This window comes from Glutamicibacter ardleyensis, from assembly GCF_014644555.1.
GTDB lineage: Bacteria > Actinomycetota > Actinomycetes > Actinomycetales > Micrococcaceae > Glutamicibacter > Glutamicibacter bergerei.
Genome location: NZ_BMKX01000001.1, coordinates 526,213 through 546,587, shown reverse-complemented (window position 1 = coordinate 546,587; position 20,375 = coordinate 526,213). Strand labels below are relative to the sequence as shown.

Genomic DNA, 20,375 nt, shown 5'->3' with positions numbered 1-20,375 from the left:
GGCAAACAAGGCCCGGTGCCAGCGAGTGCTGTGCAGCGGGGGACTTGCTCGGGAGGTGCGGTCGCTTAGCGGGCCGCGGTGATACTGACTGGAAGCGACTCGAATCCGCGCAGCACGTTGTGGATAATCGGCACCGGCGCTCCGGCCGGTTCGATGGTCTGAACACGTTCCAGCAGCTGCTGGAGGACGATTTCCATTTCCATGCGGGCGATCGGCTGGCCCACACACTGGTGCAGTCCCATGCCGAAGGCCACATGGCCGGAAGACGAGCGGTCCAGGCTGAAGCTGTCGGCATCCTCGCCCCACTTGCGCGGGTCGCGGTTGGCAGCTCCGAGGAAGACCAACACCTTGGTGCCGGCTTCCAGCTTGACCCCGCCCAACACGGTATCCACCGCCACGGTGCGGTGGAACTTCTGGAAGGGTGATTCCAGGCGCAGCGCCTCGTCGACGGCGAACTTCGCCATGGACGGGTTTTTACGCAGCTGGGCCCAGGCTTCGGGGTAGCGGGCGAGCACGGAGAGGGTGTTGCCAATGCCAAAGATGGTGGTGTCCACCCCGGCAGAAAGCAGCGCGCGCACCAACAAGGTAGCCTGTTGCTCGCTGATCAGCCCCTCGGCGACCTTGGCCCAGATTTGAGCGCCGAAACCGACCTCGTCCATGGACTCGCGTTGGCAGCTCTTCATCACGGCCGCAGCATGGGCATCACCTTGCGCAAAAGCCTGCTTGAAAATGTAGTTCTCCGGCCCGAAGGCGTTGAAGACCATGTTGCCGTAAGGAAGCAGATGCTCGCGGCCTTCTTCGGGAATGCCCACTGCGTCCGGGAAGACGCGCAGCGGGTACTTCTCGGCCAGGTCAGTGATCGCGTCGAATCCCTGGAGCTTGGCCAGGGCAGTGGTCAGCTCAACGGCCGGGGGAGTGAAGGGGCCGCGCAGCGCGCGGACCGTGCCCGGGTTGATCACGCCGGTCAGCGCGCGACGCATCACGGTGTGGATCGGCGGGTCAGATTCCAGAATGCTCGGCGGGCGCCAGGCTTCATCCTTGCGGATGTCGCGTGGGCCCAGGCCGCCGGCCGAGGAGTAGGTCTCGAAGTCGGTGAGGACCTCGTAGACCTCCTCATAGCCAGCCACGGCGTAACTGCCGGTAGCTTCCAGATAGCTGACGGATCCGGCCTCGCGCAGGCGGGCCAAGAACGGGTACGGGTCGGCGATGACCGCAGGGTCGAATGGATCTTCGGTGAAGATCGCCGGTTCGTGCAAGATGGTAGACATGATTGCTCCTAAGGGGATCAGAGTTCGAGGACCAGGCGGCTGCAACCTGCGGCGGCGCGGGAGACGCAGACCATCATGACCTCGCCGGCATCCTTGTCGGCTTCGGTCAACGCGGCGTCGCGGTGCTCCGCCTCGCCGGAGACGATGCGAGTTTCGCAGGTGCCGCACAACCCCGCGCGGCAGCTGGAAAGTACGCGCGCCCCGGCCTGCTCGACGGCCTCCAGGATGCTCTGGTGGGTGTCGACGGTGACGGTGGTTCCGGTCAGCGACAGCTCGACCTCGAAGGGTTCGGTATTGCCGCCTGCGCCTAGGTCGTTGGCCACGAAGCGCTCGGTGTGTAGGACGCCCGGCGGCCAGCCCATGCAGAAATCCTCGATGGCGCCGAGCATGCCACCCGGACCGCAGGCGTAAACCAGCATGTGGGCGCGGGGCATGCCGAGGATTTCTTGGAGATTTAGTCGGCCTTCAACATCTTCTGCGATGATCTTGACCTTCTCGGTGCCGTACGTGGCTTCTAGCTCTCGCGCGAAGGCCATGGTGTCCCGTGAGCGCCCACCGTAGTAGAGAACCCACTGGCGCCCGGCCGCCTCGACGGCTTCGAGCATCGGAATGATCGGGGTGATGCCGATGCCGCCGGCCAAGAACAGGTACTTGCGCGAGTCGACCAGCGGGAAGTTGTTGCGCGGAGCAGAAATTCTCAGCGTCTCACCGGCGCGCAGGGCGTCGTGCACGTGGGCGGAACCGCCACGCGAATCGGGGGTGCGCAGTACACCGATGCGCAGCTCGGAGAGGCTCTGACGCGAGGAGCACAGCGAGTACTGGCGGATCAGCCCGTTCTCTAGGTGCACGTCGATGTGCGAACCAGCTTCCCAAGCGGGAAACTGCTGGCCGTCGGAGCGGCGCAATACCAGCGAGGCAACCGATTGTGCGGGATGCTCGACGGCCTCGATCACGGTGTCGATGGTCGCCGGGGCGAAGCTGGGGGCAGTGACAGGCATGAGCTACCGCTCCTGAGGGTCTCGAAAGTTGGAAGTCGGCGGAAGGAACTGATTTCCGCGGCGTGAATTCAGATTAGATGTATCTTGCGACACATTTTGCGACCTTTCCATCCAATGGAATGCCGGTCGGAATTGTCCGCCGTCAGTACTCTCCGCCCAGGCTGATGCGGCGTCCTATGCCACGGGCCGCGATGCGCAAGACCGGCACGATTGGGCCTACGGCGACCGGCTGGTTTTGCGTGACCACGCCCAGCGAGGCGGTGCAGGTTCCGTCGGAGGAGATGATCGGGACGGCGATGCCGAAGTTGTCCAGCCCGGCCTCCTGGCTGGTGGTCGCATAGCCGCGTTCGCGCACCATCGCGACCTCGCGGCGCAGCTGGGCGGGTGAGGAAATCGTATGCTCGGTCATTTGGCCCGCCCGGGCCATGTTCTCCAGTGCCGTCTCCCAAAGATCGGGGGCGCCGAAGGCCAAGATCGCCTTGCCAGCCGCGGATGCGTGCAGTGGCAACTGCTCTCCTACGCGCCGGAAGGGAGCCCCCGAGCGGGTGCCAGAGAGTCGTTCGAGAAGGAGTACGTGGTCATCTTCGAGGATGAACAGGTTCACCACGTTCTGCGTCACGAACAAGACATCCTGCATATAAGGGGCGGCCAGCTCACCGATGTTCTTGCGCACCGGTGCCAGTAGGCCCAGCTTCCACAGGCGGTGCCCCACCACGTAGTCCTGCCCGGAACGTTCTAATGCGCCCCAGAAGACTAGCTCCGAGGACAGACGATGGGCGGTGGCCACCGGAATCTCTGCCCGGCGTGCCATTTCGCTCAACGAGAGTCTGGGGTGCGCAGAGTCGAAGGAGCCGAGCAGTGCCAGCGCCCGAGAGGTCACCGTCGCGCCCGGAGTCGGGGACGGGGAGGCGGATTCGCGCTTCTTGCGGGGATGGGCATTGGCCACGGCGGACCCTTTCTCGATGCGGGTGCGGTGAATCGGATAACTGGCGCACCGACGAAACTTTCCATTAGACGGAAAGCGGATCCGTCCGGTGATCCGGGTCGGGCAGGCTGGGATCCAGCCCACAGTAGCATTTTCAGGTCCCTAGGAGTTCTTTGTTGCAGCCGATTGAGGTGAACACGGCCGCGCCGCGCCGCGCGGGTTCCGATCCGGAACCTTCCTGGGTGGTTATCGTTTGCGTGGGGGTCGTGGCTGCCATGCACATCTGGAAGCTGCCCAGCGCCCTATCGAGTATCGATGAGGAGCTCGGGCTAGGGCTCCTTCGGTCCGGCATGCTGCTGGGCATTATCCAGGTGGCGAGCATGCTCGGCGGTCTGGCCGTCGCCTGGTTTGGAGAGCGACTCGGGCTACGCAGAATGCTGGTCGCCGGGCTGGTGTTGCTTGCTGCCGGGTCGTGCACCGGCGCTATCGCCACCGAGGTGGCCCTGCTCATGGCATCACGTGCGGTAGAAGGCATTGGCTTCCTGCTGTGCACGGTGCTGGCCCCGGCGCTGATCCGCGAATGCTGCCCACCGTCGCGGCTGAATGCCGCCATGGCCGGATGGGGCGCCTTCCAAGGTACTGCGGCGCTGTTCGGATTCACGGTGTCTGCGTTGCTGCTTGAAACCGTGAGCTGGCGCGTATTGTGGTTGGTCATGGCGGTCTTTGCGGTAGCCATGCTGGTGCCTTTGCTCAAACTGGTACCTGCCGACAAAGCCCGGCCCAGTGGCCAGAGCACGAAATCGGCCGGACGGATGGTGCTGACCACCGTCCGCAGCATCGGGCCATGGGTCGCCGGGCTGGTGTTCGCCTGCTATACCATCCAGTGGATGGCGGTGATGGGCTTTCTTCCGTCGATCTACCAAGCCGTCGGCGCCAGTTCCCTGACCGCGGGGCTACTGACCGCGCTGGTCGGCGGAGTGAACATCATCGGCGCGCTGGGCTCAGGGGTGTTCTTGCAGCGCGGCTCCAGTCCGAACGCAATGCTCGTAGCCTGCTTCGTGGTCATGGCCGTCTCCTCGGTCGGTGTTTTCGCCATCAATTGGGGTGCCGGGGTTGGGCTTATCGCGCAGCTAGGGTTCGCCGTCCTCTTTTCCATGGTCGGCGGTGCGGCTCCGGCGATCCTGTCGCGCATCGCGGTGGACCTAGCCCCGCCCGGAGGTTCGGTGGCGGCGGTCATCGGACTGATGCAGCAGATCTTCAACGTGGGCAATTTCTTCGGGCCGTTCCTTATCGCCTGGGTGGCGTTGCTGGTCGGCGGATGGCATGGGTCATGGTGGCTAACCGGGGCCTTCTCGGTGTTGGGCATTGCGCTGACGGGCATGCTCGCGCGCCAGCTCGCCCGGTCGAAGGACACGCACCCCGCCTGAGTGCGGGCCGGCACCCACTGAGTGGGCGTCTACAGCCTCTGCAATCTATTCCGCGGACACCAAAAATACTTCTGCTCGGCCCAATACTGCCCTTTTTTGTTCGCGGGCAACTGCATAGACTGTGCCTAATCTTGTGGTCCTTGCTTCTAGGAAAGGGAAAGCATGTCACAATCACCATCACCCTCCATGGGCTCACGTTTGGCCGCAGAGTTCCTTGGTACCTTCGTTCTTGTCTTCGGTGGTTGTGGTTCAGCCATCTTCGCCGCGCAAGTCCTCGACGGCGATACCGTCAACATGGGTATCGGTTTCCTCGGTGTGGCCCTCGCCTTCGGTCTGACTGTGCTGGTCATGGTCTACACGGTCGGTCATATCTCCGGGGGACACTTCAACCCCGCGGTCACCTTCGGTGCCGCACTTGCCAAGCGTGTGGAGTGGAAAGCTGTTCCCGCCTACATGATCACTCAGGTCGTCGCTGCATCGGTTGCCGGGTTAGTGCTCTTCGCCATCGCCTCAGGTAAATCTGGATTTAATGCGGTTGAATCAGGTTTTGCGTCCAACGGTTACGGGGGTCGTTCCCCTGACGGTTACTCGTTGCTCTCGGCGTTGATTGTTGAGGTAGTGCTGACTGCAATCTTCCTGTTTGTGATTCTGGGATCTACCGATGAGCGTGCTCCCATAGGCTTTGCAGGACTGTCCATCGGTCTGTCACTGACCCTGATTCACCTGGTCGCTATTCCGGTGACCAATACGTCGGTGAACCCGGCTCGTTCCTTGGGTGTTGCGTGGTTTGCAGGTCCCGAAGCACTGGGCCAGGTCTGGCTGTTCATCCTTGCACCGTTGCTCGGTGCAGCGATTGCGGGTCTGAGCTATTCGAAGCTGTTCGCCAAACCGATGTCTGCTCCTCTGGTGTAGTAAATCCTTGACTAAATGTTCTCTGCCCACCGCGACGATGCGGTGGGCAGAGAACGTTAAGTGCAGTACCAATGACTGATTTGTCATGAGCCACTAATGGCTTTCACAGCCGGTGGATACAAGATTGGCCAGCTGACTAGATAGGGTAGGAATATGCAGCAACCCCCGCCTTACTCTCAGCAGTATTTTCTGCCGCGCCGCAAACAACGGGTCTTTGACCCTGGAGCGATGACCCGTGGTGACTGGTGGACTGTAGTTGCCTACATTCTCTTTTTCGTGTTGGGCGGGGCTTCACTGATCGGGTTAATTCCCGGGTATTTTAGTGCCTTTGATACGCAAGAACAGGCTTTGTTCGGGATCAACCTGATTCTGTACACCACCTTCTTCATCGTGGCGATGGTGCACTGTGGGGCGCACTTCTTCGAGTCCTTCAAAACCATGAAGTACTACCCGTGGGCCAAATGGTTGATGTTGCCTGGTGGGTGGTTGCTAACGATCTTCTTTTCCGCCATTGTCACCACGCTTTTTGGTGGGCCACAGGTCAGTGCAAACCAAGAAGCCCTGCAGGGTATGACCACCGCAGTTCCGTTGCCGATGATGTTTGTAGTGACTGCGGTCTTTGGTCCTTTTGTCGAGGAATATCTTTTCCGCCATCTGCTCATTGGCAAGCTGTCACGCAAACTCAATATCTGGGTCTGTGCACTGATCTCCACTATCGTGTTCGCGTCAATCCATTTCCTCAACGGTGGTGGAATTGCGTCGATCACCCAGATTCTGCCCTATCTAATGCTGGGCGTCTTGATGTCCTTGGCTTATATTCTTTCGGGTAAGTCGTTGGCCTACGCCTACCTGTTGCACTTCATCAATAACGCCATGGCGCTATTGATGCTTTACCTGGTGTATCCGCTACTTCCCACTGGGGTCTAGGTTTGAGTTTTACCGGACACGAACCACACTCAGTTCCTTACCGTGGCATGCTGCTGGCGTTGTTTGCCGGTGGTGTGGCCACCTTCTCCCAGCTGTATTCGGTTCAGGGACTCTTGCCGAGTATCGCTGAAGACCTGAATATCAGTTCATCTCAAGCCGCATTGACGGTTTCTGCCGCGACCTTAGGACTGGCTCTGGCCGTTACTCCTTGGGCCATTATTTCGGATCGTATTGGCCGGCGCAGAGTGATCGCTATCGCGCTCATTTCCTCGGTGGTGCTCGGGTTAACCAGCTCCATGATGACTGGCTTTGAACCGTTGATCGTTGTGCGTTTTCTGGAAGGGATTGCACTGGCCGGAGTTCCGGGTAGTGCGCTGGCTTATCTTGCCGATGAGCTAACCCCACGCGCAGTAGCCTTAGCCAGTGGAACCTACATCTCGGGAACTACCCTCGGCGGGTTAGCCGGGCGTCTGGTCGCTAGCTGGGTTGGTGAACCTGCTGGGTGGCGTTGGGGTGTTGCCTCGGTGAGCCTGATGGCGGCCGGCGCCACGTTATTTTTCCTGCTTAAAGCTCCGGCAGCGCAAGGATTCACCCCGGTAGAGCAACGCGGACTTCGTCCCAATCTCGGCAAGTTCAAACGTGCCCTGCGCGGGCGGATGCCGTTGCTTTATCTCCAGGGGTTCTTGCTGATGGGAGGATTTGTCGCGGTCTATAACTACCTCGCATTTCGTCTCGAAGCCCCACCATTTTTGGTGCCAGCCTCCTTAGCTTCCCTAGTATTCATTGCCTACCTCTCAGGCACCTGGTCCGCGGTGGCTAGTGGGCGGCTGGTCGCGAAACTGGGCCGGCGAGGAACGTTGCTGCTGAGCATCGTGGTGAGTATGGCCGGGCTATTGCTGACCGTGTCGGCAAGCTTGATGATGATCATTTTAGGCATGATCATCTTCACCGCAGGATTTTTCGCAGCTCATGCGGTGGCCAGCGGTTGGGTTCCGTTACTTGCACCGACCACTCGCGCTCAAGCCGCGAGTCTTTACAATCTCTTCTACTATGTAGGGTCTTCGCTACTTGGCTGGCTCATTGGTGTACCGTTCATGCATTTTGGGTGGTCCACGGTGGTCTTGTGTGTCGTGTTACTTCAAATAATCGCCGTTATCTTTGCCGTTTTTTTGAAGCAGAAGAAGTAATCCAAGACATTAAAACTACCGCTTGTCGAACTTTTGATACCGCTTACCGTTAAGTGTTACGCCGTTGATGTGAGCTGCGAAATGCACCTCTGTGACAGGCCGGACAATAGCTGATGGACTTATTTTCGATCCATCAACACGGAAGTACAACATGAGTAAAGATCTTGCCGATTCCTCGGCAGCGCCAACAACCTTGGCCAAGACTTTAGGTAACTGGGATGCCTTAGCCCTGGGCTTTGGTGCCATGATCGGCTTCGGCTGGGTCGTGCTCACCGGAGGCTGGCTAGACAGCGCCGGCACTATGGGCGCGATCTGCGCCATGCTTGCCGGTGGCGCCATTATGGCCATCGTGGGCTTGACCTATGCCGAACTGACCGCGGCTATGCCGAAGGCAGGTGGCGAACATAATTTCATTCTTCGCGCACTCGGTGCCCGTCCCTCCTTTATCGGCTCGTGGGGGATTATCGGCGGTTATGTCACCATCGTGGCTTTCGAAGCGGTGGCATTCCCGCGCACGGTGGAGTACATCTTCCCTGGTATGAGCAAGATTCCGCTCTGGACAGTGGCTGGTTTCGAAGTGAACCTCACCTGGGCACTTGTTGGTGTCGCCGCGGGTGTGCTGGTGACTTGGATCAACATCCGTGGGGTGAAGCAGGCTGGCGTCGTGCAAACCTTCACCGTGCTCTTCTTGATGCTTATCGGCTTACTGATGATCTTCGGTTCGGTGACAAGTGGCTCCGCACAGAATATGGAACCGTTCTTTACTCCCGGCATGAGCGGATTCTTTGCCGTGTTGGTGGCTGTCCCATTCTTGTTCATCGGCTTTGACGTGATCCCGCAGTCTGCCGAAGAAGTGAATATCCCGGCCAAGCAGATCGGTAAGCTGGTCGTGATCTCCGTGGTGTTGGCAACGCTCTGGTATGTGATGGTGGTTTTGACTACCTCCTCGGCCATGCCTGCGGATCAGCTGGCTAGCGCGGATATTGCTACGGCTGATGCTTTTGGCGCGCTGTTTGGTTCTGACATTATGGCAAAGGTCCTCATTGCTGGCGGCTTGGCGGGTATCTTGACCTCGTGGAACTCCCTGCTCCTGGGTGCTTCACGTCTGGTGTTCTCCATGGCTCGCGGCGGAATGCTCCCGGCATGGTTTGGCAAGCTGCACCCGAAGTATCAGACCCCAGCCAACGCGTTGTACTTTATCGGTGGCATTTCGGTCATTGCCCCGTTCTTCGGCGCGGAAATGCTTGGTTGGCTGGTCGACTCTGGCGCACCGAGCATCATCATTGCCTACTTCATGATTTCGGGGACTTTCCTGATTCTGCGACGCCGGGAACCGGCGATGGACCGTCCGCTACGTGTAGCCGGGAAGGGTCGCGGTGGAGAAGTTATCGGGTATGCCTCGGTCATTCTTACTGCTGCCCTGTTCTTGCTGTACATGCCGGGTATGCCTGCTTCCTTGAGCTGGGAGCCATGGCTGATTTTCGCGGCCTGGTGGGTACTCGGTGCGGTGTTCTTCGTCAAGGTTCCCGGTGGTATCAAACCAGGGCCGGATGCCGACGAAGAAGTTATTGCGCCGGTTAGAGCGCGCAAACGCTAATTCTCTTCACGTTTCCAGAGGCCTAAGGCATACCCAAATGGGTGATTTTAGGCCTCTTTCGTGTCTCAAATGCCGATATTTCTTCAAAGTCTGACATTTCGGACAATTCGAGAGGTCTGGATCACATGACGGTACGAGTTTCGGGTCTTATTAGATCTTGACCGAGGAAGTGAAATGCTTCCGCCGCCAAAGAGAAGCAGGTACGCCATGACATCGGAGTCTTTGACGACCCGGCCCGCGAGAGCCTCACATGTCGCCAAATTTATCGTCTTCAGCCTGATCGGTATAGCGATGTTCTTCATCCCGATTACCTTGAACGGTACCAGCACGATCCCGCTTGATCATCTTGTAACTTTCATTCGCAAAGCTTTGGGCCCTGCAGTACCTTTCTACATCCTGATTCTGTTGCTCGCCGGAACCATCATGCCTTTTGCTACCGGCGGGTGGAAAGCGTCAAAACTTCGGATGGTTTTCGCCTTCGCCAATGTGGTGGGACTTGTGGTGGGTGCGGTCTTAATCTTTGGTGGGGGACCGGCATGGCTGACCGAAGACAGCATGGGTCCCTTCCTGCTCAATAAACTAGTGATTCCCGTGGGTCTGATCGTTCCGATTGGCGCCGTATTCCTGGCGCTTTTGGTCGGTTATGGGCTGATGGAATTTTTGGGCATCTTTTGCCAGCCGGTGATGCGCCCACTTTGGCGTACCCCGGGACGTTCAGCAGTGGACGCGGTGGCTTCCTTTGTTGGCAGTTATTCGTTAGGCCTGCTGATCACCGACAGAATGTATCGCGGTGGCCGTTACACCGGACGTGAAGCAGCAATTATTGCCACCGGGTTCTCCACGGTGTCCGCAAGTTTCATGGTGATCGTCGCCAAGGCACTGGACTTGATGGCGTACTGGAGCACGTATTTCTGGCTGGCGCTGGTAGTTACCTTTGCCGTCACGGCTATCACCGTGCGCATCCCACCACTGAGCCGCATCAAGGATGAAACTTACCTAGGCGTGGAACACCATGCCGAAAAGAAGATCACCGGCCGGCGTGCAGCGACCGCATGGAATGAAGCGTTACTGGCGGTGCACCGTGCGCCGAGTTTTGCGAAGAATATGCGCGACAATATCTGGGACGGGCTGAAGATGGCCATGGCCATTCTTCCCTCCATCCTTTCGGTGGGTCTAGCGGGATTGTTGCTGGCCAAATACACCCCGGTCTTCGACTGGTTAGGCTACCTCTTTGCGCCTTTTGCCTGGGTAGTTGGGCTGGAAGATCCATTGTTGGTCGGTAAGGCTTCGGCCACTGGGATTGCCGAAATGTTCCTACCAGCCACGTTGGCCGCCGGACATGAATCAATTGAGCTGCGCATGGTGGTCGCCATTATCTGTGTCTCAGCGATTATCTTCTTCTCTGCACTGGTCCCATGTCTGCTGGCTACCAGTATCCCGTTGCGTCTACGCGACATGGTCATTATTTGGTTCATCCGCGTCGCTTTGACGATTCTGATCGCTACGCCACTGGTTCGCCTGCTGATGTAGCTCAGGTTAATGAATCGTTACTGCCGCTGGCCCAAGCCGCATAGCGTGCGGCCGAGAACGCTACGATCTCGCCCGCACGCTCCGACAGCACTGTGGCGAAATTATTGTAGAGACGCTCAAAGCGCAGGCTTGCTAACTGCGTGGCAATTCGTTGCACGACCGGCCCCGATAAGGGAATGCGGTTGGGGTAGCTACGCAAGAAAGTGACGTTTCCATCTGCTACCGGAAACACCCCATCCCCGGCTAGAAGGACCCCTTGTGAGTCTGCTCCAGCTTCCCACAGCGCAACGGTACTTCCGGGGAAGTGCCCACCAATCTGTTCAAAGCGGATTCCGTCAATTGGTTCAAAGGGTTCTGACCAAATCTTCACGTTAGGGCTGCTGCGTTGGACCCAGTTTTGATCTGCGGCCGCGACATAGATGGGAGCGTCGCCGAACGCGCTACTGTAGGCAGATTGCACTCCGTACATATGTGGATGACTCGCCACAATCGCTTGGATGCCGCCCATTTCACCAATAACCTCGAAGGCACGTTGGTCCAATATTCCGGGAACTTCAAAGAGCAGATTTCCCGCCTTGGTTTGAACTAACAAGGCGCTTTGACCAATTCCAATGTTCGAAGCGGTCAATGAGGTCAGGCCGGGCTCAAGCTCACGGAATTCAACGCGGTGACCGGCTTCCAACAATTCGGTGCGATGAGTCCAGCGTTGCAGACCGTCTGGAACAAACTGTCGTTCATCAACACAGATGGGACAGAAATCTGGTGTTTCGGCCGAGGGTTCAAATTCCACAGCACAGGCGGAGCACTGCCAATCGATCAGTTCCATACTTCTACTTCCAAAAGTTAGGGCGCAGGGGTGTCCCAGCCTAACTTGATCTGCCCTGCCTGCACAGGGTTAGAAGAGCACCCAACCGATAAGCGCACTGGCAACTACAAGTAGCCATGGCGCTACTTTCCACGAATGCAAAGCGACAAATCCTAGGGCGGCCAGCACCAAGGTGGGAATGGTGGAGGCACCCTGCACAAACACGGGGGAGTAAAGCGCGGCTGCCAAAAGCCCCACCACCGCTGCGTTTACTCCCATCAGTGCCCGCCGTGCGACGTTTGAATGTCGTAATCGTTGCCAGAACGGAAGCGCGGCTGCAATGAGCAGGGCTGAAGGAAGGAAGATGGCCACCAGCGCAATCGCTGCACCCAGAATTCCGGAGGGGCCAGCTTGAAAGACCATCCCTAAGTAAGCGGCGAATGTGAATAATGGTCCGGGAACCGCTTGCGCTGCCGCGTAACCGGCCAGAAAAGCATCATGCTCAACGAGCCCTGTGCCTACCGTCTGTGTTTCAAGCATCGGCAAGACCACGTGCCCACCGCCAAAGACCAGTGCTCCGGTGCTGTAAAAGATTTCAAACAAGCTCAGTGCGCCATGATCAAAAAACGCTGCTGCCACCGGGAGTCCGAAGAGCAGTAAGAGAAAAATAGCTAGGTATATCAAAGCACTGCGTTGGGAGTGCCGGGCGAAGCTAAACTCAGCTTGCTCTGACTGCGGTGCTTGCCCCCGTAACCAGAGCAGACCAAGGAGTCCAGCTCCTAAGATCACCGCAACCTGGATGATGGGGGATGGGAAGAGGAGCACCAACGCCATGGCAGCGACAGCGAGTGTGGCCCTTGGTGCATCGGGAGCCAGTGTTTTGGCCATGCCCAATACTGCATGGGCCACTACCGCCACGGTGGCTGCCTTCAAGCCAATAATCCAGCCATTACCAATCAACGAATCCAGATTGTTTGCTGCGATGGCGAAAAGCACCAACAGTATCGCGGACGGCAGAGTAAAAGCAGCCCAGGCCGCGACCAAACCCAATGTTCCAGCACGTTGTAACCCCAAGGCCATGCCCACCTGGCTGGATGCCGGGCCGGGTAAAAACTGACAGAGAGCCACCAGATCCGCATAAGCGCTTTCGCTCAACCACTTCCTTTTGACGACAAACTCTTCGCGGAAGAAACCCAAATGCGCCGTGGGACCGCCAAAAGCGGTGAACCCTAGTTTAAGAAAGGCCATAAATACTTCAGGTACCGAAGAACCTGGAGAGCGTTCACGAAGCGCTGAGGCGCGCAAAGATGTCATAACCGAAGTATTTCAGCTCAGGTATATAAAGTTTTGTAGCCATGCTGAGCACATGGTTAACATACGGTGAAGTTTTGGTCTGGGACAGAAATCGCTGTTCGTAGGGAACTGTTCGTAGAGTAGGACTCGTGAATTCAGATAAATCCCCAACGTCATCCCCAGGGTTGGCCAAGCAGATTCTTGTACTGGCTATTCCAGCCTTGGGCGCGTTAATTGCCGAACCGCTTTTCCTGATGGCCGACTCCGCCATTGTCGGACACTTGGGTGTTGCCGAACTTGCAGGCGCCGCATTGGGAACCACGGTGCTTCACACCGCCGTGGGTCTGATGATCTTTTTGGCTTACGCCACTACCCCTGCGGTGGCCCGCGCCATTGGTGCCGGACAGCAGTCCAAGGCAATGGCTGCCGGCCGCGACGGCATGTGGTTTGCGGTGGTCTTAGGCGTGATTTTGTCACTGGCCGGATTCATTTTCGCGAGGCCGCTAGTTGGACTTTTGGGTGGTGAAGGTCAAACCCTCAAATTCGCCGTTGACTATATTTTGTATTCCATGCCAGGGCTCACCGCGATGCTACTGGTCCTCGCTGCCACCGGCGTATTGCGTGGCATGCAGGACACCAAGACTCCCTTGGTTGTCGCCACCGCCGGGTTCGGTCTGAACATCGTGCTGAACTTCGCGCTGGTTTATGGGCTACACATGTCGGTGGCCGGCGCCGCCCTAGGCACCTCGATTGCGCAGTGGATGATGGCGCTGGTGTATCTATGGATGCTGATTCCACGTATCCGTGCAGCCAAGATACAGCTACGCCCGAGCTGGGTTGGATTCATTTCCACCGGGCAAGTTGGGTCATGGCTGATGCTTCGCAACCTGACCATGCGCGCTGCCTTACTACTCACGGTGGTGGTAGCGACCAATGCTGGAGAGATGACATTGGCGGCGCACCAGCTTGTCTTCACCATCTTCTCCTTCCTTGCATTCGCCCTAGACGCGTTAGCTATCGCGGCGCAGGCTTTGATAGGCAAGGAACTGGGATCGGGGGATGCTTCGAAGGTCCGCCAACTAACCGGTTTGATGAGCCGGTGGGGAATCTACTTTGGCGTCTTCACCGGATTGTTGCTGTTCGCCACCTCATGGGTGTTCCCGATGCTATTTACTCCCAATACCGAGATTCACCAGTTGACCACCATTGGGTTGTGGATCTTGGCGCTGTCGCAACCGTTGTGCGGTTTGGTGTTTGTCCTTGACGGGGTGCTTATTGGCGCAGGGGACGCGAAATACCTTGGTATTGCTGGCGTGATAAACCTAGTTCTATATCTACCAATGCTGTGGGCTGTCCAGCGCTTCGCCACAGATCCGCAGGCAGCAATTTTGTGGATCTGGGTGTCCTTCGCTATCGGCTACATGCTGGCTAGGGCGTTCACTCTCGGAGTGCGAGCACGCGGGAATACGTGGATGCGTCTAGGCCAATGAGATAGTTGTGGCGGCTAACCCCACAGCTCATCTCGATCTTCCTGACCGCCGAGCATGGCCCGGTGAATGGACTGTAAATGAGTGCGCATCGCTTGTTCTGCGCCTGGAGCATCTGCTGCGGTAATGGCCGCCAAGATGGCTTGATGCTCTGCGAGTTCCGTGGATTGGGACATATATGTCTGCATTGAAGGCAACACAAAATGTGCTCTCGCCGTCTCGGCGAAACATCTGGTCAGTGTGCCGGTGATCCGCGTATTGCGGTTAGCGGCGCAGAGATCTTCGTGAAAGCGCCGGGCTGCGAGCATTGAGGCAATAGGGTCGGCTTCGGCAAGTTGTTCTTGTTCGGCCAGATGCCCGCGTAATACCGCCAAGGTCTGCGCCGAATGGAATCGGGCGACATGATGTGCGGCGCGTGGCTCTAGCAAAATGCGCAACTCCAATACTTCATGGATATCCTCCACGCTGATGGCTCGCACCAGATAACCCTTCTTGGGTAACAGCTGCAGTAATCCTTCGCTGGTGAGCTGCCGTAGCGATTCCCGCACAGGAGTTTTTGACACCTGAAATTCCTCGGCCAGCGCCGGTTCAATCACTAAGGTGCCCGGGGCCAGTATTCCGGTGGTGATCCGCTCGCGTAGTTCCATCGTGAGGCGCTCGGAAAGTGAGCTAGCCATTTCTCCTCGTTTCTTCGCGTCCATTCCAAATCCTGCGCGTAACTTTTGGCGTAAGAGTTCACTTGGAATCAAAGAACACTCTAGTCTTGTGTGAAATATATTTCAGGTATCTTACATTGCGTTGCAATGACCAGATCCGACATTTCGCTGCAGAGCGGAGGAGCTAACGCCAATGAATCAACTCAATACGACGGACCGCGACCCGCTACGACTGCAACGCCGTCGGGCAATCTCAGCATCCCTGGTGGGAACCGCCATCGAATGGTACGACTACGCGCTCTACGGAGCCGCGGCAAGCGTGGTGATTGGTCCTCTGTTCTTCTCCTCGGCCGGCAGCTCCGCGGCATCCATTGCCGCCTTCGCGACCTTCGCGGTCGGCTTTGTTGCCCGTCCGGTAGGTGGCGCGGTCATTGGCCATCTGGGAGACAAGTTTGGCCGTCGCCCGGCCATGCTGCTCTCGGTAATTCTGATGGGTATCGCCACCGTAGGCATCGGTGTACTACCCACCGCGCAAACGTGGGGTGCCTGGTCCATTGGACTTCTGGTGTTCTTGCGACTTATCCAAGGCTTTGGTGCCGGGGCAGAACTCACCGGGGCTATGACACTGGTAGCCGAATACGTGGAACCGAAAAAGCGTGGCCTGTACACCTCGCTCATTCTTTCCACTCCGCCACTTGGCATTGCTCTGGCAACGATCTGCTTCTTCGGCGTATCTCTACTCGGTGACGAGGCTCTGCTCGGTTGGGCATGGCGAATCCCGTTCCTTCTCTCCGCACTACTCTTCTTGGTAGCCCTGTACATCCGTAACAAGCTTGAAGAGACCCCTGAGTACGCGCACGCCATGAACCAGGCGCGACAACGTGCGGGCGCCCAGAAACTTCCACTGCGCGAAGTCTTCGAATCCCACTGGCGTCGAGTGGTACTCGGCTTCTTTGCAATCACCGGGCACAATGCCACCAACTACATTCTTGCCGTCTTCTCCATCAGCCTGATGGTTGGTTCTGGCATGGCCCGGAGCCAGGCGTTGCTGGCGGTGACCCTAGGCTCGCTGGTCTCGGTTCTACTCACTCCTGTGGGCGGTTGGCTAGCGGACAAGTTTGGTTCCGCCCGCATCTTGGCAGCCGGAAACATTGCCGGTTTACTCCTCGCTTTCCCTATCTTCTTGATGCTCGCCACGGACCAGTTTATTTACGGATTCTTGGCCATCGCTCTGGGCTATGGCCTAGTCATTCCCTGCACCTCCGGAGCGCAAGGTGCGTTTTTGACCGAACTATTCCCCGTCACCGTGCGCTTTAGCGGGATCGCTATCGCCAGAGAACTAAATGGTGCCATTGTCGCTGGTCTCTCTCCGCTGATTGCGGCAACACTATTGGAACTAGGCAATGGTTCTATCAATCTCCCCGCGAGTTTCCTAGCCCTAAGTTGTCTGAGCTCCGCGGTCGCCATCTACCTTGGCACCCGAGCAAAAAACAGTATCCGCTACTAAAAACTTCTGCCTCACACTCCGAGATTCAAAGGATGTATTTTGAGCAACCTCAAGCGTCAATTTCCTGACATTAGCGAACTAGTCAACCTGATGAAGTTCAAACTGCCCGCCGCAGACCGCCGCGCTGCACGGCTGAGCAAGACGGCAGATATCTGGGACTTGCGCTCCATTGCTAAGCGCCGCACCCCGACCGCAGCCTTCGACTATGTCGATGGCGCCGCCGGCCGCGAAATCACCGCGACCCGAGCTCGCCAGGTTTTCGACAACGTGGAACTGCTGCCACGAATTCTGCATGGCACCGCGCAAGCGGATCTGTCCACGCAGATCGCTGGAGCACCATCGGCCTTGCCATTTGGTATCGCTCCGACCGGGTTTACCCGGTTCATGCACTCCGAAGGTGAAATTGGTGGGTCGAAGGCCGCCGAACAGGCAGGGATTCCCTTTAGCCTCTCCACCATGGGTACTCGCTCTATTGAAGAGGTCGCGCAGGCGGCCCCGGGTGCACGCAAATGGTTCCAGCTCTACCTCTGGAAGGACCGCGAGAAATCTGCAGGGCTAGTCAACCGTGCGGCCGCCGCCGGCTATGACACCTTACTGGTGACAGTGGATACCCCGGTTGCCGGACAACGTCATCGCGATACCCGCAACGGCATGAAGATTCCGCCGGAGTTGACATTAAAGACGGTACTTGACGCCTCATACCGTCCCGAATGGTGGTTTAACTTCCTGACCACGGATTCATTAAAGTTCGCCTCACTATCCAATACCTCGGCAGATCTTCCCACCATCATCAACTCCATGTTTGATCCGTCCCTAGACTTTGATGATCTGAAGTGGATCCGTGAACTATGGAAGGGCAAACTTTTCGTCAAAGGCATCCTCACCGCCGAAGACGCCGCGAAAGCTAAAGCCGCCGGAGCAGACGGACTAGTGGTTTCCAACCACGGCGGACGCCAGCTGGACCGTGCACCAATCGCCTTCGAGGCACTGAGCGAGGTTCGCGCCGAGGTCGGTGAGGACATGGAAATTATCATGGACTCGGGCATCATGTCCGGTTCGGATATCGTCGCAGCGCTCTGCGCCGGGGCGGACTTTGTGCTCATCGGCCGCGCCTACCTCTACGGGCTAATGTCCGGAGGCCAAGCAGGCGTCAGTCGGGCTATTGAACTGCTGGCCAAGGAGGTTGAAGTGGCGATGCAACTGATGGGTGCCGCGTCGATTGGTGAGCTCAACGAGTCATTGATTCGCCGGCGTAAATAACCTGCGGGTGCGTTGGTAAATGTGACATAGCTTTGACTCGGCTGACTCTTTGTTCTATCGCCGGTAGAATGAGGGTGTGCCAGCACCAAAAACCACCCCAGCCCAGGCTCAAGACGTCTTCCGTCCCGTATTTCTTCGCGGACTCGGCGCCTTGGTCTACTCGCTCATCTCGATTTTCTGGATCCACGCGGATCAAAGCGTACTGTCCTATGCGACAGGTGCGTTGTTGGTGGTGACCGGCGCATTTATGTGGCAGTACGTCACCGTACCAAGCGCACCGGAGAAATCCCGAGCTGCCTACGCGCTGGGCGCCGGGCTGATGCTGCTGGCAGGTATTGCGGCTTTGTTCGCCACCACCCCCATGTGGGTTGCTTACCTGGCAGCCTTCGCATTCTTCGTCACCGGTTTAGTGGAGTTCTATGTCTTCGCTAAGCTGCGCGCACAATTCCCACCATTCCGTAACCAGCTGATCACCGCCGCGGTGTCGGTGGTACTTGCCATCGCGTTGCTCTTCGGCACCGGCCTTGATGCCCACGGAATGTTCGGTCTGATTGGTGGAGGCACCATCATCTTTGCGGTCTTTGAATTAATCGCCGCCTTCGGTCATCGCCACGACGCTAAAGCGGCGGCTCCGACCGAAATCGAAAATAACTAGAACTTAACAGGTCAACAGGACAAGTAGAAATGGAGTTCCTGGTGGGAAACAACTCGCAGAAGAAGCAACCGTGGAGCCAGTCGATCAAGGGCCCACTGAGCTTCTCGCTGTTGCTGGGTCTTGTCGCTGGGGTGGTCGGTACGATCTCCTCTACCGGAGGCTCGCAAAACCCGATCCGCCTAGACATCGGACTAGTCTGCTTCGGCGTAGCCTTTGTCGTTAGCTTGCTGATCATTTCGGTGCTCACCATGGCCGGTAAGGAAAACGATTCCGAGCTTGGCAAGGGAACCGGTGTAAACCGTTCCTCAGCAAATCCAAATAAGAAGTTCAAAGACTAAATTAGTTTCGCTCACGCGCTGGGTCCGCCATCACGGTGGACCCAGCGCGTTGTCGTTAGCCGGATGTCAGCACACCGCACCGGATAATACGCAATATTCAAGGATTGACACGTGAACAACGCGCACCGAACGCCCAATAGCACCCGCACCTCATTGGGTGAGCAATTGATTCGACGCAAGTCAATCCAGTCGATGACCGCTGAATCGGCAAATAATGCTGGTTTCGGTCAGCTCAAACGCAGTTTTGGTGTACTCCAGCTGACCATGATCTCTGTTGGTGCCACCCTTGGCACCGGTATCCTGGTGATCTTAGGAGACGCCGTTCCGGTGGCCGGACCAGCCATCTGGATTGCCTTCGTACTAGCAGGTGTCACCGCTTTGCTCTCCGCGGTTTCCTACGCGGAGATGGCTGGCATGGTCCCGGTATCCGGGTCTAGTTACTCTTATTCCTACGCCACCATGGGTGAAGGCGTGGCATGGATCTGCGGTTGGTGTCTCATCCTTGAATACGCGGTCTCCGCCGCCGCGGTGGCCGTAGGTGCTGGCCAATATGTGAATCAGACCTTAGAAATCTTTGGATTGGATCTGCCCGCATCATTGGCCAGTGGCCCGGTAGATGGTGGCGTGATCAACTTACCGGCGCTTCTAACAGTCGTCGCAGCTACCTTGCTATTGGCCCGTGGCGCGCGCGAATCGGCAGTAGCTAACACCGTGATGGTCATGGTGAAAATCGCGATTCTCGTGTTCTTCTCCGTCGTTGCATTCACCGCCTTTGACGCCGGTAACTTCGCACCATTGCTACCCATGGGCGCAGCTGGTGTCAGCGCGGCAGCCTCGATGGTGTTCTTCTCCTTCATCGGCTTTGACGCAGCTTCTACGGCCGGTGAAGAAGCGAAGAATCCACAACGCGATATGCCACGCTCTATTATCATCTCCATGGTTTTGGTGACCACCGTATATGTACTGGTCGCGGTGGCAGCGATAGGCGCACGTAACTGGCAGTGGTTCGAAGGTGCACAAGCTGCTCTGGTGATGATCGTTTCCGAGGTCACCGGTCAGCCTTGGGTGGTGCTGATATTTGCTCTAGCCTCAGTGATTGCCATTGTCTCGGTCGTACTGACCACTTTGTACGGCCAGACAAGGATCTTGATGACCATGGGCCGTGACGGGTTGGTGCCCAAAGCGTTCGCTAAGGTTTCCCCGAAGACTCACACCCCGGTAGTCGGTACCCTCATTGTCGGTACCGCCGTAGCGATTACTGCCTCGCTGATTCCGCTGGGTGAACTGGCTGAAGCGACGAGCATCGGTACGTTATTCGCCTTCGCACTAGTTGGAGTCGCTGTGATCTTCCTGCGCCGTACCCAGCCTGATGCGCCACGTACCTTCAAGGTACCGTTCTACCCGCTGACCCCGCTCCTTGGTATCGCCGCCTGCTTGTTCTTAATGTTCAACCTCGGCTCAAATACCTGGATCGTCTTCGGCATCTGGATGGCTGTTGGGTTCATCGTGTATTTGGGCTACGGGCGCAAAAATTCACGGTTAGGCGCGCTGGCCAAAGAAACATACCGCGAGACACTAAAGACCAAATAATTCGGCTGCAAGT

At 57.6% G+C, this 20,375-nt stretch carries 18 protein-coding genes; 12 read left to right on the top strand and 6 right to left on the bottom strand.

Going from position 1 to position 20,375, the window contains the following annotated elements:
- Positions 1-65 precede the first annotated feature (65 nt).
- From IEX04_RS02530 to IEX04_RS02520, 3 genes are all read right to left on the bottom strand, one after another.
- Positions 66-1,268 carry a cytochrome P450 gene (locus IEX04_RS02530; protein ID WP_188683443.1) on the bottom strand — a complete coding sequence of 401 codons (1,203 nt, stop codon included), beginning with the start codon at positions 1,266-1,268 and terminating at the stop codon, positions 66-68.
- A 17-nt stretch (positions 1,269-1,285) separates the two neighbouring features.
- Positions 1,286-2,266, bottom strand: a complete 981-nt coding sequence (locus IEX04_RS02525; RefSeq protein WP_188683441.1) for a PDR/VanB family oxidoreductase — start codon at positions 2,264-2,266, stop codon at positions 1,286-1,288.
- 142 nt (positions 2,267-2,408) lie between these two features.
- A complete protein-coding gene (locus tag IEX04_RS02520) occupies positions 2,409-3,212 on the bottom strand; it encodes an IclR family transcriptional regulator (protein WP_188683439.1) in 804 nt (267 codons plus the stop codon).
- A gap of 152 nt (positions 3,213-3,364) precedes the next feature.
- On the opposite strand from IEX04_RS02520, the gene IEX04_RS02515 reads away from it, so the two are divergent.
- The 6 genes from IEX04_RS02515 to IEX04_RS02490 all read left to right on the top strand — a co-directional run bounded on the left by IEX04_RS02515 (position 3,365) and on the right by IEX04_RS02490 (position 10,771).
- Positions 3,365-4,618, top strand: coding sequence for an MFS transporter (locus IEX04_RS02515; RefSeq protein WP_229676958.1), 1,254 nt, complete (start codon positions 3,365-3,367; stop codon positions 4,616-4,618).
- A 162-nt stretch (positions 4,619-4,780) separates the two neighbouring features.
- Positions 4,781-5,530: an aquaporin Z gene (gene aqpZ, locus IEX04_RS02510; RefSeq protein ID WP_188683437.1), complete on the top strand. Its 750-nt coding sequence runs from the start codon at positions 4,781-4,783 to the stop codon at positions 5,528-5,530.
- A 153-nt stretch (positions 5,531-5,683) separates the two neighbouring features.
- Positions 5,684-6,457, top strand: coding sequence for a CPBP family intramembrane glutamic endopeptidase (locus IEX04_RS02505; RefSeq protein ID WP_188683435.1), 774 nt, complete (start codon positions 5,684-5,686; stop codon positions 6,455-6,457).
- Positions 6,458-6,459: 2 nt separating this feature from the next.
- A complete protein-coding gene (locus IEX04_RS02500) occupies positions 6,460-7,644 on the top strand; it encodes an MFS transporter (protein ID WP_188683433.1) in 1,185 nt (394 codons plus the stop codon).
- A 151-nt stretch (positions 7,645-7,795) separates the two neighbouring features.
- Complete coding sequence (locus IEX04_RS02495) at positions 7,796-9,241, top strand: APC family permease (protein ID WP_188683431.1); 1,446 nt, start codon at positions 7,796-7,798, stop codon at positions 9,239-9,241.
- A gap of 207 nt (positions 9,242-9,448) precedes the next feature.
- Positions 9,449-10,771, top strand: coding sequence for a YjiH family protein (locus IEX04_RS02490; protein ID WP_188683429.1), 1,323 nt, complete (start codon positions 9,449-9,451; stop codon positions 10,769-10,771).
- 1 nt (position 10,772) lies between these two features.
- Here the strand turns inward: IEX04_RS02490 and IEX04_RS02485 are convergent, their stop codons facing one another.
- Together IEX04_RS02485 and chrA are read right to left on the bottom strand one after the other, a co-directional pair.
- On the bottom strand, positions 10,773-11,597 hold the full coding sequence (locus IEX04_RS02485; protein WP_188683428.1) for an MBL fold metallo-hydrolase: 825 nt from the start codon (positions 11,595-11,597) through the stop codon (positions 10,773-10,775).
- Positions 11,598-11,666: 69 nt separating this feature from the next.
- A complete protein-coding gene (gene chrA / locus IEX04_RS02480; protein ID WP_229676957.1) occupies positions 11,667-12,824 on the bottom strand; it encodes a chromate efflux transporter in 1,158 nt (385 codons plus the stop codon).
- Positions 12,825-13,018: 194 nt separating this feature from the next.
- Between chrA and IEX04_RS02475 the strand changes: the two genes are divergently transcribed.
- On the top strand, positions 13,019-14,359 hold the full coding sequence (locus IEX04_RS02475; RefSeq protein WP_229676956.1) for an MATE family efflux transporter: 1,341 nt from the start codon (positions 13,019-13,021) through the stop codon (positions 14,357-14,359).
- A 14-nt stretch (positions 14,360-14,373) separates the two neighbouring features.
- Here IEX04_RS02475 and IEX04_RS02470 read toward each other — a convergent pair whose 3' ends face one another.
- The gene (locus IEX04_RS02470; protein WP_188683424.1) at positions 14,374-15,033 is read right to left on the bottom strand and encodes a GntR family transcriptional regulator; all 660 of its coding nucleotides are present in this window, start codon (positions 15,031-15,033) and stop codon (positions 14,374-14,376) included.
- 172 nt (positions 15,034-15,205) lie between these two features.
- Here IEX04_RS02470 and IEX04_RS02465 point away from each other — a divergent pair, with 172 nt between their 5' ends.
- From IEX04_RS02465 to IEX04_RS02445, 5 genes are all read left to right on the top strand, one after another.
- The gene (locus IEX04_RS02465) at positions 15,206-16,519 is read left to right on the top strand and encodes an MFS transporter (protein WP_188683422.1); all 1,314 of its coding nucleotides are present in this window, start codon (positions 15,206-15,208) and stop codon (positions 16,517-16,519) included.
- A 39-nt stretch (positions 16,520-16,558) separates the two neighbouring features.
- Complete coding sequence (locus IEX04_RS02460) at positions 16,559-17,779, top strand: alpha-hydroxy acid oxidase (protein WP_229676955.1); 1,221 nt, start codon at positions 16,559-16,561, stop codon at positions 17,777-17,779.
- A gap of 76 nt (positions 17,780-17,855) precedes the next feature.
- Entirely contained in the window at positions 17,856-18,434 is a 579-nt protein-coding gene (locus IEX04_RS02455) for a DUF308 domain-containing protein (RefSeq protein WP_096255459.1), read from the top strand.
- A 41-nt stretch (positions 18,435-18,475) separates the two neighbouring features.
- Complete coding sequence (locus IEX04_RS02450) at positions 18,476-18,772, top strand: hypothetical protein (protein ID WP_229676954.1); 297 nt, start codon at positions 18,476-18,478, stop codon at positions 18,770-18,772.
- Between the two features lie 192 nt (positions 18,773-18,964).
- Positions 18,965-20,362, top strand: coding sequence for an amino acid permease (locus tag IEX04_RS02445; RefSeq protein WP_188684057.1), 1,398 nt, complete (start codon positions 18,965-18,967; stop codon positions 20,360-20,362).
- The last annotated feature ends 13 nt before the right edge of the window (positions 20,363-20,375 follow it).

Coding starts and splice junctions, on each gene's coding strand:
- IEX04_RS02530 (WP_188683443.1), bottom strand. CDS start 1,268: ATGTCTACCATCTTGCACGAACCGGCGATCTTCACCGAAGATCCATTC.
- IEX04_RS02525 (WP_188683441.1), bottom strand. CDS start 2,266: ATGCCTGTCACTGCCCCCAGCTTCGCCCCGGCGACCATCGACACCGTG.
- aqpZ (WP_188683437.1), top strand. CDS start 4,781: ATGTCACAATCACCATCACCCTCCATGGGCTCACGTTTGGCCGCAGAG.
- IEX04_RS02505 (WP_188683435.1), top strand. CDS start 5,684: ATGCAGCAACCCCCGCCTTACTCTCAGCAGTATTTTCTGCCGCGCCGC.
- IEX04_RS02495 (WP_188683431.1), top strand. CDS start 7,796: ATGAGTAAAGATCTTGCCGATTCCTCGGCAGCGCCAACAACCTTGGCC.
- IEX04_RS02490 (WP_188683429.1), top strand. CDS start 9,449: ATGACATCGGAGTCTTTGACGACCCGGCCCGCGAGAGCCTCACATGTC.
- IEX04_RS02485 (WP_188683428.1), bottom strand. CDS start 11,597: ATGGAACTGATCGATTGGCAGTGCTCCGCCTGTGCTGTGGAATTTGAA.
- chrA (WP_229676957.1), bottom strand. CDS start 12,824: ATGGCCTTTCTTAAACTAGGGTTCACCGCTTTTGGCGGTCCCACGGCG.
- IEX04_RS02470 (WP_188683424.1), bottom strand. CDS start 15,033: ATGGCTAGCTCACTTTCCGAGCGCCTCACGATGGAACTACGCGAGCGG.
- IEX04_RS02465 (WP_188683422.1), top strand. CDS start 15,206: ATGAATCAACTCAATACGACGGACCGCGACCCGCTACGACTGCAACGC.
- IEX04_RS02445 (WP_188684057.1), top strand. CDS start 18,965: ATGACCGCTGAATCGGCAAATAATGCTGGTTTCGGTCAGCTCAAACGC.